This is a genomic window from Streptomyces sp. M-16 (assembly GCF_052114405.1).
In the GTDB taxonomy this organism is placed as follows: domain Bacteria; phylum Actinomycetota; class Actinomycetes; order Streptomycetales; family Streptomycetaceae; genus Streptomyces.
In genome coordinates, this window is record NZ_JBFRER010000001.1 from 1 (window position 1) to 15,736 (window position 15,736).

The 15,736-nt window shown below is 73.8% G+C and carries 15 protein-coding genes; 8 read left to right on the top strand and 7 right to left on the bottom strand.

Annotated features, from left to right (window positions below; translation table 11 throughout):
• Positions 1-776 (bottom strand): sensor histidine kinase (locus tag AB4039_RS00005; protein ID WP_442269745.1); only part of this gene is annotated, 776 nt, incomplete at its 3' end.
• Between the two features lie 88 nt (positions 777-864).
• On the opposite strand from AB4039_RS00005, the gene AB4039_RS00010 reads away from it, so the two are divergent.
• The 6 genes from AB4039_RS00010 to AB4039_RS00035 all read left to right on the top strand — a co-directional run bounded on the left by AB4039_RS00010 (position 865) and on the right by AB4039_RS00035 (position 8,349).
• Positions 865-3,126: a HelD family protein gene (locus AB4039_RS00010; protein ID WP_442269746.1), complete on the top strand. Its 2,262-nt coding sequence runs from the start codon at positions 865-867 to the stop codon at positions 3,124-3,126.
• Between the two features lie 82 nt (positions 3,127-3,208).
• A complete protein-coding gene (locus tag AB4039_RS00015) occupies positions 3,209-4,402 on the top strand; it encodes a cytochrome P450 family protein (protein WP_442269644.1) in 1,194 nt (397 codons plus the stop codon).
• Between the two features lie 120 nt (positions 4,403-4,522).
• Positions 4,523-5,788, top strand: coding sequence for a VWA domain-containing protein (locus AB4039_RS00020; RefSeq protein WP_266836555.1), 1,266 nt, complete (start codon positions 4,523-4,525; stop codon positions 5,786-5,788).
• Positions 5,788-6,582, top strand: coding sequence for a hypothetical protein (locus tag AB4039_RS00025; RefSeq protein ID WP_266836553.1), 795 nt, complete (start codon positions 5,788-5,790; stop codon positions 6,580-6,582). The genes AB4039_RS00020 and AB4039_RS00025 overlap by 1 nt, the downstream gene beginning before the upstream one ends.
• A 125-nt stretch (positions 6,583-6,707) precedes the next feature.
• Positions 6,708-7,625, top strand: a complete 918-nt coding sequence (locus tag AB4039_RS00030) for a MurR/RpiR family transcriptional regulator (RefSeq protein ID WP_266836551.1) — start codon at positions 6,708-6,710, stop codon at positions 7,623-7,625.
• Positions 7,626-7,962: 337 nt separating this feature from the next.
• The gene (locus AB4039_RS00035) at positions 7,963-8,349 is read left to right on the top strand and encodes a hypothetical protein (RefSeq protein WP_266836549.1); all 387 of its coding nucleotides are present in this window, start codon (positions 7,963-7,965) and stop codon (positions 8,347-8,349) included.
• Between the two features lie 25 nt (positions 8,350-8,374).
• Here AB4039_RS00035 and AB4039_RS00040 read toward each other — a convergent pair whose 3' ends face one another.
• Positions 8,375-9,970: a phospholipase D-like domain-containing protein gene (locus tag AB4039_RS00040; RefSeq protein WP_266836547.1), complete on the bottom strand. Its 1,596-nt coding sequence runs from the start codon at positions 9,968-9,970 to the stop codon at positions 8,375-8,377.
• Between the two features lie 470 nt (positions 9,971-10,440).
• Here AB4039_RS00040 and AB4039_RS00045 point away from each other — a divergent pair, with 470 nt between their 5' ends.
• Positions 10,441-10,641 carry a hypothetical protein gene (locus AB4039_RS00045; RefSeq protein ID WP_266836545.1) on the top strand — a complete coding sequence of 67 codons (201 nt, stop codon included), beginning with the start codon at positions 10,441-10,443 and terminating at the stop codon, positions 10,639-10,641.
• 63 nt (positions 10,642-10,704) lie between these two features.
• Here AB4039_RS00045 and AB4039_RS00050 read toward each other — a convergent pair whose 3' ends face one another.
• From AB4039_RS00050 to AB4039_RS00065, 4 genes are all read right to left on the bottom strand, one after another.
• The gene (locus AB4039_RS00050; RefSeq protein WP_442269645.1) at positions 10,705-11,814 is read right to left on the bottom strand and encodes an aryl-sulfate sulfotransferase; all 1,110 of its coding nucleotides are present in this window, start codon (positions 11,812-11,814) and stop codon (positions 10,705-10,707) included.
• A 71-nt stretch (positions 11,815-11,885) separates the two neighbouring features.
• Positions 11,886-12,902, bottom strand: coding sequence for an NrtA/SsuA/CpmA family ABC transporter substrate-binding protein (locus AB4039_RS00055; protein ID WP_266836541.1), 1,017 nt, complete (start codon positions 12,900-12,902; stop codon positions 11,886-11,888).
• 53 nt (positions 12,903-12,955) lie between these two features.
• Complete coding sequence (locus tag AB4039_RS00060) at positions 12,956-13,672, bottom strand: ABC transporter ATP-binding protein (RefSeq protein WP_442269646.1); 717 nt, start codon at positions 13,670-13,672, stop codon at positions 12,956-12,958.
• Positions 13,669-14,469, bottom strand: coding sequence for an ABC transporter permease (locus AB4039_RS00065; RefSeq protein WP_442269647.1), 801 nt, complete (start codon positions 14,467-14,469; stop codon positions 13,669-13,671). The genes AB4039_RS00060 and AB4039_RS00065 overlap by 4 nt, the downstream gene beginning before the upstream one ends.
• A gap of 129 nt (positions 14,470-14,598) precedes the next feature.
• Here AB4039_RS00065 and AB4039_RS00070 point away from each other — a divergent pair, with 129 nt between their 5' ends.
• On the top strand, positions 14,599-15,201 hold the full coding sequence (locus AB4039_RS00070; protein WP_266836535.1) for a helix-turn-helix domain-containing protein: 603 nt from the start codon (positions 14,599-14,601) through the stop codon (positions 15,199-15,201).
• 21 nt (positions 15,202-15,222) lie between these two features.
• Here AB4039_RS00070 and AB4039_RS00075 read toward each other — a convergent pair whose 3' ends face one another.
• The gene (locus tag AB4039_RS00075; protein ID WP_266836533.1) at positions 15,223-15,726 is read right to left on the bottom strand and encodes a GNAT family N-acetyltransferase; all 504 of its coding nucleotides are present in this window, start codon (positions 15,724-15,726) and stop codon (positions 15,223-15,225) included.
• Positions 15,727-15,736 lie beyond the last annotated feature (10 nt).

The following is a 15,736-nucleotide window of genomic DNA, read 5'->3' on the forward strand; positions in this document are numbered from 1 at the left end:
GGGCCGGCGCGGCCCGTCGGCGGCGGCCACGGCCGGGACGGCGGCCGAGGCCGCCACGGCCAGCGCGGAGACGAGGGCGCCCGCGGACAGGACGGCGGATCGTACGGCGGACCGGTGTGCTGCTCGGGGCATGCGTCTCCTCGGTGGGCAACCGCCGGGTCGGGACGGCCCATGCTAGAAGAAACGGGATGAATCGCCTCATACCGCCCGAGTGTGTTTCTCCGGGACCGCCGACGGGATGCCGGCCGCGCGCGGCGGCGCATCTCCTCCTCGGGCCGGTTCAGAGCAGCCCGTTGTCCCGGGCGTACAGGGCGCCCTGGGTGCGGTCGCGCAGTCCCAGCCGGCCCAGGAGACGGGAGATGTGGTTCTTGACGGTGCCCTCGCTGAGGTAGGGGCGGGCGGCGGGCCTCCGGGCCCAGGGTGCGCACGGAGGCCCGTACCTCGTCCAGCGCGCGGTTCGCCGACCAGCGGGCGTGGCCGACGGCCCGCGCGGAGGCCGCGGGTTCGAGGTCGGCGAAGGCCTCGGCCTTCTCCAACTGGATGCCGATCGCGGTCAGGTGGTGGCCGAGGCTGTCGTGGATCTCGCGGGCCAGCCGGTTGCGCTCACGCGCCGCGGACAGTTCCGCCACCTGCCCGAGGGTGCCCTCCAGCCGGTCACGGGCCCGCTGCTCCCGGACGGCCACGGCCGCCATGGCCAGGCCCCGGGGCGAACGCCCCCGCGACGCACCTGCCCCGGAATACAGGAAATGCCCCGGACGAATTGGCGTCCGGGGCATGCATTCGCGTATATTCAAGGGTTCGCGCCCTATTGAATGAGGGCGTGGTTATGCCGTGTAGAGGCATCGTATCGCGCCGGGAGTGGAATTGTCAAACATCRCATTTCAGAGTGAGCAGCGATTCGTCACCGAGCTGTACGCGCGCCTCGAAGATCTGCGGGACCGGGCCGATCGCGCAGTCCGGGCGGCGCTGCGCCAGGGCGGCAACGGATTTCAGGAACGGCTGGAGCGCGACGTGGCCGTCGCCGAACAGTCCGGTCTCCTCGCCGCGTTCAACGCCGCCGAACACGGTCTCTGTTTCGGCCGACTGGAATTCTCGGACGGCCGCGACCACCACATCGGCCGGATCGGAATCAGGCAGGACGACGCTGAACGCACGCCCCTCGTACTCGACTGGCGCGCCGAAACGGCCCGCCCGTTCTATCTCGCCACCGGATACGTCCCGATGGGGCTGCGCCGCCGTCGGCACATCACCACCCGGGGGCGGGAGGTGACCGCCCTGCACGACGAGATCCTCGACCTCGCCGACACCGAACGCACCGGCCACGAGGGCGCCGACGCGGACGCCGTGCTGCTCGCCGCCCTCGATGCCGCCCGCACCGGCCGCATGCACGACATCGTGCAGACCATCCAGGCCGAACAGGACGGAATCATCCGCTCCTCCCACCGCGGCGTCCTGGTCGTCGAGGGCGGCCCCGGCACCGGCAAGACCGCCGTCGCCCTGCACCGGGCCGCCTTCCTGCTGTACGCGCACCGCGAGCTCCTCGCCCGGAGGGGCGTACTGATCGTCGGCCCGAACCCCGCCTTCCTCGGCTACATCGGCGAGGTGCTGCCCTCCCTCGGCGAGACCGGGGTGCTCCTGTCCTCCCCCGGCGACCTCTTCCCCGGCGTCCGCGCCACCGGCACCGACCGCCCCGGAGCCGCCGAGGTCAAGGGCCGCGCCGCCATGGCCGACGTCCTCGCCCGGGTCGTCGCCGAGCGCCAGACCCTCCCCGAGGGAGTGCCCGCGGGCAGCGGCGAGGACAGCGACACGGTGCCGGAGCCGGCCCTGGAGATCGACCACGAGGACTACGGGACGCTCCTGCTCGACCGGACCATGGCCCACGCCGCGCGCGACCGGGCCCGCGCCACTGCCCTGCCGCACAACCTGGCCCGCCCCTACTTCGCGTTCGCCGTCATCGACGCCCTCACCGCGCAGCTCGTCGACCGGCTCGGCGCCGACCCCTACGGCGGCCCCAACCTGCTCGGCCCCGACGACGCCGCCCAGCTCGGCAAGGAGATCGCCACCAGCGCCGACGTGCACGCCGCCATCGACAGCCTCTGGCCGCCCCTCACCCCGGAGCAGCTGGTCACCGAGTTCCTCGCCGAACCCTCCCACCTCGCCGAGGCGGACGCCGACCTGATCCGCCGGCCCGCGGGGGAGTGGACCCCGGCCGACGTCCCCCTCCTCGACGAGGCCGCGGAACTGCTCGGGACCGACGACAGTGCCGAACGCGCCGCCGCCGAGCGGGCCCGGCTGGAGCGCATCGACTACGCCCAGGGCGTCCTGGACCTCTCCCAGGGCTCCGAGTCCTACGAGTTCGAGGACATGGAGAACGAATACCTCGCCGCCCACGACATCATCGACGCGGAACGGATGGCCGAGCGCCACGAGGAGGCCGACCGCCGCACCACGGCCGAACGCGCCGCCGCCGACCGCACCTGGGCCTTCGGCCACGTGATCGTCGACGAGGCACAGGAGCTGTCCGAGATGGCCTGGCGCCTGCTGATGCGCCGCTGCCCCACCCGCTCCATGACCCTCGTCGGAGACCCGGCCCAGACCGGCGACGAGGCGGGCTGCGGCTCCTGGCACCAGATCCTGGACCCGTACGTCGGCGACCGCTGGGAACGCGTCCGGCTCGCCGTCAACTACCGGACGCCCGCCGAGATCATGGAGGTCGCCGCCGCCGTCCTGCGCGCCCACCACCCCGGCTTCGAACCGCCGAGCTCGGTGCGCTCCACCGGCGTGCGCCCCTGGGTGCGCGAGACCGGGGACCTGCCGGGGGCCGTCGCCGAGGCGGTCCGCACCGACGCCCCGGCCGAGGGCCGCCTCGCGGTGATCGCACCCCRCCCCCTGCACCCCGCGCTGGCCGTGGCCCTGCCCGGCGTACGGGCGGGAGAGGAGCCCGACCTCACACGGCCCGTCGTGCTGCTCGACCCGCGCCAGGCCAAGGGGCTGGAGTTCGACACGGTGATCGTGGCCGAGCCGGCCGACTTCCCGCCCAGCGACCTCTACGTGGCACTCACCCGCGCCACCCAGCACCTGGGCGTGCTGCACACCGGCCGCCTGCCCGAGGGACTGGACGGCTGAGCCGCGGCGGACCGGCCACCCGCGCGACAAGTGGCCGGATCCGCCCGTCTCCAGGGGGCGCGGGCCGTCGTACCGTGAGCGGATGCCCGTGGTCGACATCAGCTCCGGCGCCGAGGACTTCGCCGCCGACCCCTACTCCTTCTACGCGGCGCTGCGCGCGGCCGGACCGGTCCACCGGGTCGGCGGCGGCTCCCCCGACGACGGCCCGTACTGGATCGTCGTCGGGTACGAGGAGGCCCGCCAGGCCCTGAGCCACCCGTCCCTGCTGAAGGACTGGCGCATCGCCGGGACGTTCCCCGGCATCGAGCCCACCGCGGTCAACTCCAACATGCTGGAATCCGATCCGCCCCAGCACACCCGGCTGCGCCGCCTGGTGGCCCGCGAGTTCACCGGCCGCCGGGTCCGGGCGATGCGCCCGCTCGTCGAACGGACCACCGGCGAGCTCCTCGACGCCATGGCCGCCCGCCCCGAGCGCACCGCCGACCTGGTCAGGGCGCTGGCCTTCCCGCTGCCGATGACGGTGATCTGCGAGCTCCTCGGCGTCCCCGACCTCGACCGCGACCGCTTCCGCCACTGGTCCAACGAGGTCGTCACCCCACTGCCGGGCACCGTCGGCAACGAGGCGCACCGGCAGCTGAGCGGCTACCTCACGGAGCTCGTCGCCCGGAAGGCCGCCCACCCGGGCGACGACCTGCTCAGCGCTCTGATCYGGACCCGCGACGAGGACGGCGACTCGCTCTCGCCCGACGAGCTGATCGGGATGGCCTTCCTGCTGCTGGTCGCCGGCCACGAGACCACCGTCAACCTCATCTCGAACGGCGTCCGCGCCCTGCTGGCCCACCCCGCCCAGCTGGCCGAGCTGCGCGCCGACCCCGACAAGCTGCTCGACGGGGCGGTGGAGGAGATGCTCCGGTACGACGGCCCCGTACAGAACTCCACCTACCGCTACGCCGCCACCGACGTGGAGCTCGGCGGTGTGGTCATCCCCGCCGGGTCCGTCGTGCTCGCCTCGCTGGCCGGGGCCGACCGCGACCCCGGCCGCTTCGCCGACCCGGACGTCTTCGACATCCACCGGGCCCCGCAGGGCCACCTCGCCTTCGGACACGGGCTGCACTTCTGCATCGGCGCCCCGTTGGCCCGCATGGAGGGCCGGATCGCGGTGCGCGGCCTGCTGGAGCGCTTCCCCGGCCTGGCCGAGGACCCGGCCGCCGGGCCCCCGCAGTGGCTGCCCGGCAGCCTGATGCGCGGAGTGAGCAGCCTCCCGGTGCGCTGGTAGCCCGCGCTCCGTACCGGCGGCCGGGGGCGGCCCGGCCGCCGTACCGGGCCGCCCCACGGGTGAACGCCGCCCGCCGGGCGACGTTTTGGATTGCCGTCGGATCCTCAATACGATCCGGCGATGATCACAAGAAAACGGCTGGCGGCCGGGGCCTGCGGCCTGTTCGTCGCCTTGACCGCGGGGCTCCTGCCCACGAACGCCGTCGCCGCCGACGGGCCCGCCAAAGAGCCCCCCAAGGTCGAGCTGGTGCTCGACGTCAGCGGATCGATGCGCGCGACCGACATCGACGGCCAGTCCCGGATGGCCGCCGCCAAGCAGGCCTTCAACGAGGTCCTGGACGCGGTGCCCGACGAAGTCCGGCTCGGCATAAGGACCCTGGGGGCCACCTACCCCGGTGAGGACCGGGCGCTGGGCTGCAAGGACACCAAGCAGCTCTACCCCGTCGGCACGGTCAACCGCACCGAGGCGAAGACCGCCGTCGCCACCCTCGCCCCCACCGGCTGGACGCCGATCGGCCCCGCCCTGCAAGCCGCCGCCCAGGACCTCGACGGGGGCAACGCCACCCGCCGCATCGTGCTCATCACCGACGGCGAGGACACCTGCGCCCCGCTCGACCCGTGCGAAGTGGCCCGCGACATCGCGGCCAAGGGCATTCACCTCGTCGTCGACACCCTCGGCCTCGTCCCCGACGCCAAGACCCGCGCCCAGCTCACCTGCATCGCGGAGGCCACCGGAGGCACGTACACCTCGGTGGCGCACACCGCCGAACTCTCCGGCAGGGTCAGACAGCTGGTCGACCGGGCCGCTGACCCCGTGGTCACCCCCGTGGCCACCGAGGGCGCCAAGCAGTGCGAAGGCGCCCCGCAGCTGAAGGCCGGCCTCTACAGCGACCGCGAGACCTTCGGCGAGCACCGCTGGTACCGCGTCGACGTCCGCCCCGGACAGGAACTGCGCGCCTCGGTCAGCATCGGCGCCGACCGCGCCGTCAACAACGACTACGGCGTCCTGCTGCGCGCGTCCACCGTCCACGGGCGGGAGATCGTCCGGGGTTCCGAGGCCGGCGACGGCCGCACCGACGTCGTCTCGACCGGCCTGCGCTACCCGAAGGCACCCCTGGACGGGGACGCCCCGCAGACCCCGGAGACCGTCTGCCTCCAGGTCAGCAACTCCTTCTCCGCCGGCCCGGCCGTCAAGACCGCGCCCGGCATGCCCGTCGAGCTGACCATCGACCTGGTCGACGGCCCGGACGAGCCCTCCGACGTGGCCTCCTTCGGCCTCGGCCGGGGCTGGTGGCTGCTGGGCCTGCTGGTGCTCACCGGTCTGCTCGCCGGGCTGGTCTGGGGCTGGATCTCGCGCTGGCGCATCTCCGTCTGGAGGACCAACTGATGCGTACCGTACGCACCCTGACGGCCGCCCTGCTGGCGGGGGCCGCCCTCCTCGCCCCGGCGTCCGCCGCCACCGCCGCCCCGAGCCCCACGCCGAGCGCGGGCCAGAAGGGCGAGGGTCCCACCGAGGCCGGCACCGGCTTCCGCACGGCGACCGCGTTCCGTCCGGGCCAGAAGGCCACCGCCGCCGGCTCCACCGGTGACTACCTGTACTGGGTCCTGCCCGTGGACGCGGGCCAACGGGCCACCGTACGGGCCTCGGTGACCCTCCCGGAGTCCGCCGCCCGGCACGGCGCCTCCACCTGGCGCCTCGACGTCTACGACGGGCTGCGCCGCCGCCAGGCCTGCACCTACGGAACCCAGACCGCCGCGGCGGCCCGGGAGGCCGCCACCGTGGAGCTCGACTGCGTGCTGCGCACGGTCCGCTCCGGGGCCGAGGCCTGGTCCAACGACCCCCTGCCGGGCAGCTACTACGTCCGCCTCACGGTGGCCGGGCTCCCAGAGGAGGACCTGGGCCTGCCCGTACGGGCCCAGGTCGAGGCCGAGATCAAGGAGATGGGCGGCGCCACGGCGGTGGACGCGGCCCTGGCCGAACCCCTGGTCCCGGGCATCACGGGCGCCTCCGAGCAGCAGCGCGCGGCGCGCGCGCCCGAGGACGGCTGGTCCGGCGGCTGGTGGTCCGACCGCTGGCTGTGGACGGCCGCCGGAGGGATCCTCGGCGCCCTCGCGGGCATCTACGGGTACTCCCTGACCCGGGGCTCGGGCCGGCCCGGACGGCCCCGGTCCGAGGCCTGACGGGACCGGAGGGACAGGGGGCCGTCCCGTCCGCGGACGGGACGGCCCCGCACGGCACAATGATCAACCGGCCACGGAGCGTGGGCTATGTTGGAAGAAGAGTGACGTGAGAAGGAGGCCCTCCGGTGTCATCGGGGCAGCAGGCGCGCGCACAGGCGGCCGCGATCACGCCGGGCACGCTCCCGCAGGAGCGGGAGAAGCCGCCGGCCGACCGGCTGCTCGCGCTCTTCGACGGCCACCGGCTGTCCCCGGGCCAGCGGCGGATCGCCCAGTACCTGATCGACCACCTCACCGAGGCCGCGTTCCTCTCCATCACCGAGCTCGCCGAACGCGTCGGCGTCAGCCAGCCCTCCGTGACCCGTTTCGCCTCCGCGCTCGGATTCAGCGGCTATCCCGCGCTGCGCGAGGTGCTCCAGCCGATGGCGCTGAGCGCGGTGGCCGGCACCCCCGACAGCCGTGAGCAGATCCGCCACAACGAGCTCCAGGCCGCCGTCGACGCCGAGATCGAGAACCTGGAGAACGTGCGCAGACTGCTCGCCGACACCAACCGGGTGCTGGAGATCGGCCGGGACCTGGCCCACTCGGTCCCGCTGACGGTCCTGGGCCTGCGGATCTCGGTGTCCCTCGCCGAATACTTCGCCTACGCCGCCCGCCGCATCCACCCCGACGTCCGCGTGGTGACCCGGGGCGGCAGCGTGGCCTACGACGCCCTGCTCCAGTCCCGGGCGGCCGGCGGCAGCTGGGTGATCGCCTTCGCCATGCCCCGGCACGCCAACGAGACCCTGGCGGCCCTGCGGGCGGCCCGCAGCACCGGCCTGCGGGTCGTGCTGATCACCGACCCCACCCTCGGCCCGCTGGTGGAGGAAGCGGACGTGGTGCTGACGGCCGGCACCGGGTCCCGGTTGGTCTTCGACTCGTACGCGGCTCCCGGCATGCTCTCCGCCGCCCTGCTCCAGGCGATGGCCGACGCCGATCCCGAGCGGACCCAGGCGCGGCTCGAACAGTACGAGCAGGTCGCTGACCAGCACGGATTCTTCCTCTAGCGGGCTCCGCGGAGGCCTTGGGGGACCCCTCCCGGCAGGCGGATATTCACTGCCCGGTCATGTATGAAATTTTTCATACCCTTGCATACTCGACGGTATATATGTTTACTGACGGCGGCGTTCCGGATCCACCAGATGCCAGGGAGGGCGACCCCACGTCCTCTTCGAACAGCCACCCAGTACGCCGCTCCTCCTCACGGCGCGACCGGGTGACGGGTCAGGGCTTTCGGATCCGGCGGAGCGCCCCCCTGGCGGCCTCGGTCAACCCCTGGGCCGAGGCCGCCCCCCTACGCAGTGTCTCGATCAGTGCTTCGACCACCACTCGGAAGTGACGAGAATGTCCCAGACGGCCACCCTCACGCGCAGCCCGGACTGGCCCCTCCAGGTGAAGTCCCCCGGCTCGTACGACTGGGAGCGCAGCGCCACCCGCTGGCTGCGGGACCTGCTCCCGGCCCGCTACGGCAGCTACCTGACGCTGACCCGTCACCACGCCCTGCTCGCCCGCCACGTCCAGCTCCAGCTGCAGCACGAGATGCGCGCGGTGCGCGTGGCCCTGCACACCAGCCGGGCCGAGCTGCCGATGATGGGCGTCGCCGAGTCCGTGATCGAGAACACCATCAGGATGTACGCCATCGAGCTCGAACAGCTCGGCCGCCTCTCCCGGGGCGTCCGCCTCGTCTCCGAGGCGCTCCTCGTGGGGACCCCGGCCCAGCGCAAGCGCTGACCCGGGGCGCCCCGCCGCCCGGGCGTCAGCCCTGGCAGATGCCGCGCGCGTAGTCGTACGTGGCGGTCGCCTGCGAGTACTTCCACTGCGAGGCGAGCAGGCCGTCCGCCAGCTGCCGAGCGGCGGCCGGGCTCTCGACGACGTAGCCGAAGTCCTGGAGCCAGGACGGGTACAGGTTCTTCGAGCCGACGTAGAAGGCCGAGTCGTCCACCGAGACCAGCTTGTGGTGCTGGGCGTACGGCTTGCCGTCCGCCCACGTCGCCTTGTCCGAGGCGCGGAACGTCGCCAGCTGCAGACCGTCGCACATCGCGGCCTTCGCCCGGCCCGCGTCTCCGGTCAGGGCCTGGAGGCGGCCCCGCAGGACGTCGCTCACCTCGGACAGCGACTTGATCTGGGAGTAGCCGTCACTGCCGACCGCGCCCCGGTTCGCCGGGTCGCTGACGACGATGCGCACCTTCACCCCGGCCGCCAGCTTCGCGGCGAGGGCGTCGTAGAGCCGGATGTCGTAGCGGGGCAGCGGCGGGCAGGTCGCGTTCAGGTCCTGCTGGGAGATCTCGATGTGCCCGGTCGCGCTCGCGACCAGCGCCCGCAGCGCGCTCTCCTCCGGGTTGACCGTGTCGTAGTCCCGGTCGGCGTTGGTGTTGTCGTGYACCCCGATGACGCACTTGGTGTCGGGGGCCGTCGGCAGGACGGGCTTGAACGCCGAGGCCGGGTCGCTCTGCCGGATGCCGACGCCGAGGCCGCCGACCGCCAGGGCCGGGACGTCACCGCCGCCCGCCGGGGCCGCGGGGCGGGGCAGGGTGGGCATGCAGCCCGCGTTGTTGGAGGACGCGAACCAGACGCTGGCCCAGCTGCTCTTGTTGCGGCAGGTCCAGTCCCACAGGGTGTCGAGGTAGCGGCCGGCCGAGCCCGCCGCCGGACCGGACAGCGCGAGGTCCACGTCGTTCACCGGGTGGGCGGTGTCGAGGTAGTCGTCCTTCCAGCTGTTGATGCCGCCGGTGATCACCGAACCGCCGTCCACCACCACCAGCTTGGAGTGGTTCCAGGAGAAGCCGGTCTTCGAGGTCGTCATCGACGCCACGTTGAGCGTGATGTTCGCCGCCGCGGGCCCCAGCTTGGCCACCATCTCGTCGCGGTACGAGGACGGGATCACATTGGCGTGGTAGACCGGCGCGGCACCGACCAGGATGCGCACCTGGAGGCGGTTGCCCTTCTGCGCCGCCTCCTTCAGACCGGCCACGATCGCGTCCTGGAACCCGCCGTTGGGGAAGGGGGCCAGGGTGGATATGTCCACGCTCTGCCGCGCCTGGGCGATGTCCTCGCGCATCTTCTCCAGCAGCCGGCGGGAGCCGGGGCGGTCGGCGCAGGACGGGTCGCCCCAGCAGCCGGGGCTCTGCAGCAGCCAGTCGGAACCGCCGGGAGCGGAGGCGCCGAGGCGGTTTCCGGCGGTGCGCTCCCAGACGGAGCCCTCCAGACCGGGTGAGACCTGGCGCAGGGCCTGCTCCACCGCGTCCAGGTGCGGGGTGGGGGAGTCGGCGTGCGCCGGGGCGGCGGACAGCAGGGCGAAGGAGGAGAGCGAGAGCGCGAGCGTGAGGGCCGTCGTGCGGACGGTGCGTGCCAATGTGGTTCCTTGGATGGGGGTGGCTCCGGCCGGGCGGCACCGAGAACCGGGCCCCCGCCTTGATCAACTCCCGCAAGTTACCAGCGCGTAGGGCGCTGTTCATCCGCCCCGGTCGGCTTCCGGCCACTGCCCGCGACGGGGCGTCGGTGTCCACCTGCCCCGCAGCGGCGCCGCCGCACGGTCCGCTCGGCCGTGGAGCGGCTGTGGCGCTGCTGTGCAGTGGCTGTGCGGTGACTGTGGAGCGGCTGTGGGTTTTCTGTGGGGCGTGGGCCGGGTGGCCGGAAACGATCGGCGGAATCAGGCCCTCCGTCCGGCTCCGTGGCGCGGATCCTGGGTGCGGCGCCCGGGCACCGGACCCTGGGGCTGCGCCATTCGGATAGGACTCGCACCGCAGCGGAACGCCACCGGGACACGGGCAGTCCGTCCGCCTACCTTCGGGGCGTACCCCCTCCCTCCCGAAAGGTGTACCCATGCGATCTGTCCGCTCCGTCTTCGCCGTCCTCGCCGCAGGCGCCATCGTCCTCGGCGCCGCCGGTGCCGCGAGCGCCGACGTGAACGTGACCATCCCGGAAGGCCCCAGCTACACCCTCGTCTTCGGCAACTGGCTGCAGTTCGCCGGCGACGACGTCTTCAACGCCGGCCACAACAACACCGTCGGCTCCAACAACTGACGTCGCCGGCCGACCGGGCCCGTTCCTCCCCGGCGGTGCCGGGGCGGCCGGGCCCGTCCCGCGTCAGAGCCAGGGGACCTGCTCGGGCCCGTAGCGGTACGCGCGGAAGACGGAGTTCTGCGCGCCGCGCGAGGACTCCAGGCCCGTGCCGCGATCGAACGAGCCGAACTCGGGGACGACGAACTCCCACACCACGTCCCCCTCGGGGGTCACCTCGAAGAGCCGCCCGAAGGAGCCCTCGGCGATGAAGGTGTTGCCGTTGGGCAGGCGCTKGGCGCTGGACATGTAGGGGCTGTAGAAGTTCTGCGGCGGGTGGTCCTCGTACGACCACACCTGCTCGCCCGTCGTCGGGTCGAGCTCCAGCACCCGCGAGTACGGCACGGACGTGGTGTCGCGGTAGGTCCCGTTGTCGAACACCAGGATGGTGCCGCCCGGCAACTCGTGCGGGTGGTGCTGCTGCGCGAGGACGTCGGGGCCGATCCGCCAGCGCACGGACCCGTCGGCGCGGTCCACCGCCACCGTCGTCGACGCGCTGCGGAAGCCCACCACGATCCCGCCGTCGGCGAGTTCGTTGACGGTGTTGGCCATCGGCCAGTGCTCGCGGGCGAAGTGCCGGTTCAGCGGGACCTCCTCCGGGTCGAGGTGCTCGATCGCCGCCCAGCGCCACACCACCTCGCCCTCCCAGGTCAGCTCGTACACCACGTCCCCGTAGATCACCCCGCCCGGTGCCTCCGAGCCGGGGATGCCGCCGCGGATCCGGGCCGCGTCCGCCGGTGACAGCGGCTCCACGACGGTGATCAGCAGGTTGCCGTTGCGCAGGACGGAGGCGTCGTGGTGGTGGAAGGGGTGGCGGACCTCGCGCAGCACGGTGGAGTCCGGGGCGAGTTCCTGGAAGATGCCGCCGTGGTAGACGTCCCAGATGGGGAAGAGGCTCGGGCCGGTGGTGTCCTTGGCCGCGTAGAAGAGGGTGCCTCCCGGGAGCAGCTGCGCCTGACGGCCGGGCGGGTGCGGGGAGTTCCAGGTGTGGGCGGTCCGGCCGTCGATGTCGACGAGGTGGATCCGGCCGTCGCCGGTGATCGGGGTGTAGAGGGTGTAGCCGCCGAAGCTCCGCTCCGGATCGTGGGCGCGCAGGCCGGTGCCGCGGCGGCGCAGGGTGTTCTGGTCGACGCTCATGGAAGGTCCTCCCGGGGTGGGGTGGGGTGGGTCGCGTGGTGGGTCGGGGATCGGGGATCGGGGGTGACGGGTCAGGGGGTGGTGACCGTGACGGCGGCCGGATCGGCCGCCCGGAGCGGGCCCGGCCGCAGCCGGGCCGACAGCGCCGACCGGTCGGCGGCGCCCGGCAGGGACTGGGCCGTCTTGGCCCAGGCGGCCTCGTCCGACAGATCGGCGAGCAGTTCGGGCGTCAGGCTCGCCCCGTACGCGTAGCGGGGCTGGAAGACCTCGACGTACCCGGCCTGGAGCGCGCCCTTGGACTGGGCCACTACGGCCGCCCGCGCCGCGGCCGGATCGGCGGCGGCGGCGCGCTGCGCGCCGAGCACCGTACGCAGGACGGCGGTGGTCTCCTCGTCCCCCGCCGAGGGGTCCGCGACGAGGAGGGTGTGGGCGGTGTAGCCGGTGAAGGGGAGCTCGGCGTAACGGCTGCCGAGGGCGGTGCGGGCGGCGTCGTAGAAGCTGGGGAAGGTGACGCCGGCGTCGACGTCGCCGCGGGCGAGGGCGGGGGCGACCTGGTTCGGGGCCAGGTTGACCACCGTCACGTCCGCCGCGGTCAGCCCCGCGGAGGCGAGCATCCGGGACAGGGCGTACTCGACGTTCGTGCCCTGCGGAACCCCGACCTTGAGCCCCTTGAGCGCGCCGAAACCGGTGACGGCGCGGTCGGTGCGGGTGAGCAGGCGCCAGTCCGAGAAGCGCGACAGGTCGGCCACGATCCGTACGTCGCGCCCGCCGAGCGCGGCCGTGACCGCGGGCAGATCGCCCACGACGCCGAACCGCGCCTGGCCGCCGAGGACGGCGTTCAGCGCGTCGCGGCCGGTGGGCAGCGTGGTCACGGTGGCGTCGAGGCCCTCGGCGGCCCAGAGCGAGCGCTCCTGCGCGAGGTACACGGGGGCGGCCGCCAGCCGGTCGCTGCCGGCCAGGGTCACGGCGCGCCGTCCGGCGTGTGCGCCGGCGCCCGCCGCGCCGGGCCCGCCGTCCGCGCAGGCGGTGGCGAGGAGCGGGAGGAGCGCGGCCAGCAGTACGCCGACCAGCGTGCGGGGTCTGGACATGGTGGGTCCTTCCGGGGCGGGGAGAGGAGGGAGAAGAGGGTGGTGATCGCGCTTCAGGGGGCGGTGAGGTGGGCCGCGACGCTCTCGCGCAGGGCCGGGTCCGGGGGGCCCGGGGGGACCGGGTGGTCCGCGAGGATCCGGCCCGGGGAACCCCCGAGGACGACCACCCGCCCGGCCAGGGCGAGCGCCTCGTCGATGTCGTGCGTCACGAACAGCACGGTGGTGCCGCTGCGCTCCCACAGCTCGCGCAGCAGCGCCTGCATCCGCGTCCGCGTCAGCGCGTCCAGGGCCCCGAACGGCTCGTCCATCAGCAGGACCTCCGGCCGCGCGGCCAACGCCCGCGCCAGGGCCACGCGCTGCTGCATCCCGCCGGACAACTGCGCCGGATACTTCTCTGCGCCGTCCGCCAGCCCGACCTCCGCCAGCGCGGCCAGGGCCAGTTCGCGCCGGCACGCACGCGGCAGTCCGAGCCGTTTGAGGGCGAACTCCACGTTGCCGCGGGCCGTGCGCCAGGGGAAGAGCGCGTAGTGCTGGAAGACCACGCCCCGGTCCGGGCCCGGCCCCGCCACCTCGGTGCCGCCGGCCGTCACCCGTCCCGTCGTGGGCCGCACGAAACCGGCGACCGTGTTCAGCACCGTGGACTTCCCGCAGCCGCTCGGCCCGAGCAGCGCCGTGAACGACCCCGCGGGGAACTCCAGGTCCGTCGGCCCCAACACCGGCGTGGCCCCGTACCCGACCGACAGTCCCTCCAGCCGTACCTCCAGGCTCATGACGCGCTCCAGTGCACCCAGCGGCGCCCGACGGCGGCCAGCAGCAGGTCGGCGGCCACGCCCAGCAGTCCGAGGACCAGGAGTCCCGCGAACATCCGGTCCACCCGCAGGAACTGGCCGTCCACCTGCAGCCGGTACGCCAAACCGCTGTCCGCGCCGCCCAGTTCGGCGGCGACCAGCGCCAGCAGGGCCACGGAGGCCCCGTAGCGCAGGGCGGCCAGCAGCGCGGGAGCGGCGGCGGGCAGCAGGACCTCGGTGAACCGCCGGTGCAGGGGCGCCCCCAGCGACCGGGCGGCCCGCAGGTGCGACACCGGTACCCGCGACACCCCGTCGTGCACGTAGAGCCAGACCGCGAGGAGGACGGCGTAGGCGATCAGCAGCCGCTTGGCGTCCTCGCCGATGCCGAACCAGGCGGTCGCCAGCGGCACCAGCGCGACGGCCGGGATCGGGCGGAGGAAGGAGACCACCGGCGTCACGGCGGCCGACAGCCGGGGGAGGTACCCCGTCGCGAAGCCGAGGGCGCCGCCGATCACCGCCCCGAGCGCGAAACCCTGCCCCGCGCGGGCCAGGCTGGCGCCGAGGTCGGTGGCCAGGGTCCCCTCGCGGGCGCTGTCCGCCAGCGCCGCCGCGGTGTCGGCGGGGGAGGGCAGCAGTCCCGGGGCCACCGCCCCGGACCGGGCGAGCAGGTACCAGAGCGCGAGGACGGCACCGGCCGCGCCCAGGGCCGGGCCGAGCCGGCCCAGGGCCGGGCCGAGCCGGCCGAGGGTCCGGCCGGCGGGGGAGGGGGAGGCTTGCACGGGACGACTCCTCGGTGTGTTGATAAGTGAGGTCAATAATTGACCACGCTTATCAACGGGGTGTTGCGGCGGTGTGAAACCGTCCGGGTCCACCCGGGCCCGCGCGGGCGATGGGATACGTTCACCTGCGTGTCTCGACCCGAACCCACACCCGAAGCGCTGGAGGTCGGCCGGGCGATCCGCGAGTGCCGCACCGCGCGCCGCGTGTCCATGGCCGCGCTCGCCACCCGCTCGGGCCTCTCCCAGCCCTTCCTCAGCCAACTGGAACGCGGACTGGCCACCCCCAGCCTGAGCTCGATCTACCGCATCGCCGAGGCGCTCGACGTCACGCCCGGTACCTTCCTGCGCCCCCCGGAGCGCCCCGGAGTCGTCAGCCACGAGAGCGACCCGCAGGTGATCAGGGTGAGCGAGGCCGCCGGACAGCTGGCGCGGGTGCTCATCCCGGGCGGACGCAGCGGCCTGATGGAGGCCTACGAACACCACTTCGAGCCCGGCCGGGGCGAGCGCGGCTGGTTCGCGCACCCCGGTGAGGACTTCCTCTACGTACTGGAGGGCGAGGTCCTGCTCGAAGTCGAGGGCGAGGAGCCCTTGTTGCTGCGAGCGGGCCGCAGCGCCCACCACCGCGGCGACGTGCCGCACCGCTGCTCACTGCCGGAGGGCGGCTCGGCGGCCCGCACCCTGCTGGTCATCGCCAACGCCCAGGCCGTTTCTCACCGATCGGATGACCGGTAGGAAACGGCCTGGCGGCGTCCCTCACGCGGGGGCGGCGTAGCACCGCACGGTCACCGTGCGCCCGGGGCCCCAGTGCTGCTCGACGCTGCCCAGCGGGCTCCAGCCGAGGCGGTCGTAGAGGGCGACGGCCGCCGTGTCGGAGGCCAGTACGTCGAGCACGGGACGCAGTCCGCGCGCCTGAGCCTCTCGCCCGGCCCGGGCCATCAACAGGGCGCCGGCCCCCAGCCCCCGTGCGGTCGGCGCGACGAAGAGCCGGCCGACCACGGCCACGGCCTCGACGGGCACGCCGTCCCGTCGGCGCAGCAGTGCGGGCGCGGCGTCGTCCGGCTCGCCGCGGGACAGCACGACATGGCCGGCCGTCACCCCCTCGTGCTCGGCCACCCAGGCGCCGATGAGGGCCGGCGGCGACAGCCACCGTTCGGGCAGCTCCGGCCAGTCCACGGGATAGCCGTCGGTGCGGTGGACCTCGGCGAGTACGCGGGCGCACGCGCCGAGGTCACCGGGTTCACGGCGTCGGACGTCCATGCCGCCATGC

Excerpts from the sequence above, each read along its gene's own strand:
- AB4039_RS00020 (WP_266836555.1), top strand. The coding sequence starts at position 4,523 with ATGATCACAAGAAAACGGCTGGCGGCCGGGGCCTGCGGCCTGTTCGTC.
- AB4039_RS00025 (WP_266836553.1), top strand. The coding sequence starts at position 5,788 with ATGCGTACCGTACGCACCCTGACGGCCGCCCTGCTGGCGGGGGCCGCC.
- AB4039_RS00035 (WP_266836549.1), top strand. The coding sequence starts at position 7,963 with ATGTCCCAGACGGCCACCCTCACGCGCAGCCCGGACTGGCCCCTCCAG.
- AB4039_RS00045 (WP_266836545.1), top strand. The coding sequence starts at position 10,441 with ATGCGATCTGTCCGCTCCGTCTTCGCCGTCCTCGCCGCAGGCGCCATC.
- AB4039_RS00055 (WP_266836541.1), bottom strand. The coding sequence starts at position 12,902 with ATGTCCAGACCCCGCACGCTGGTCGGCGTACTGCTGGCCGCGCTCCTC.
- AB4039_RS00060 (WP_442269646.1), bottom strand. The coding sequence starts at position 13,672 with ATGAGCCTGGAGGTACGGCTGGAGGGACTGTCGGTCGGGTACGGGGCC.
- AB4039_RS00075 (WP_266836533.1), bottom strand. The coding sequence starts at position 15,726 with ATGGACGTCCGACGCCGTGAACCCGGTGACCTCGGCGCGTGCGCCCGC.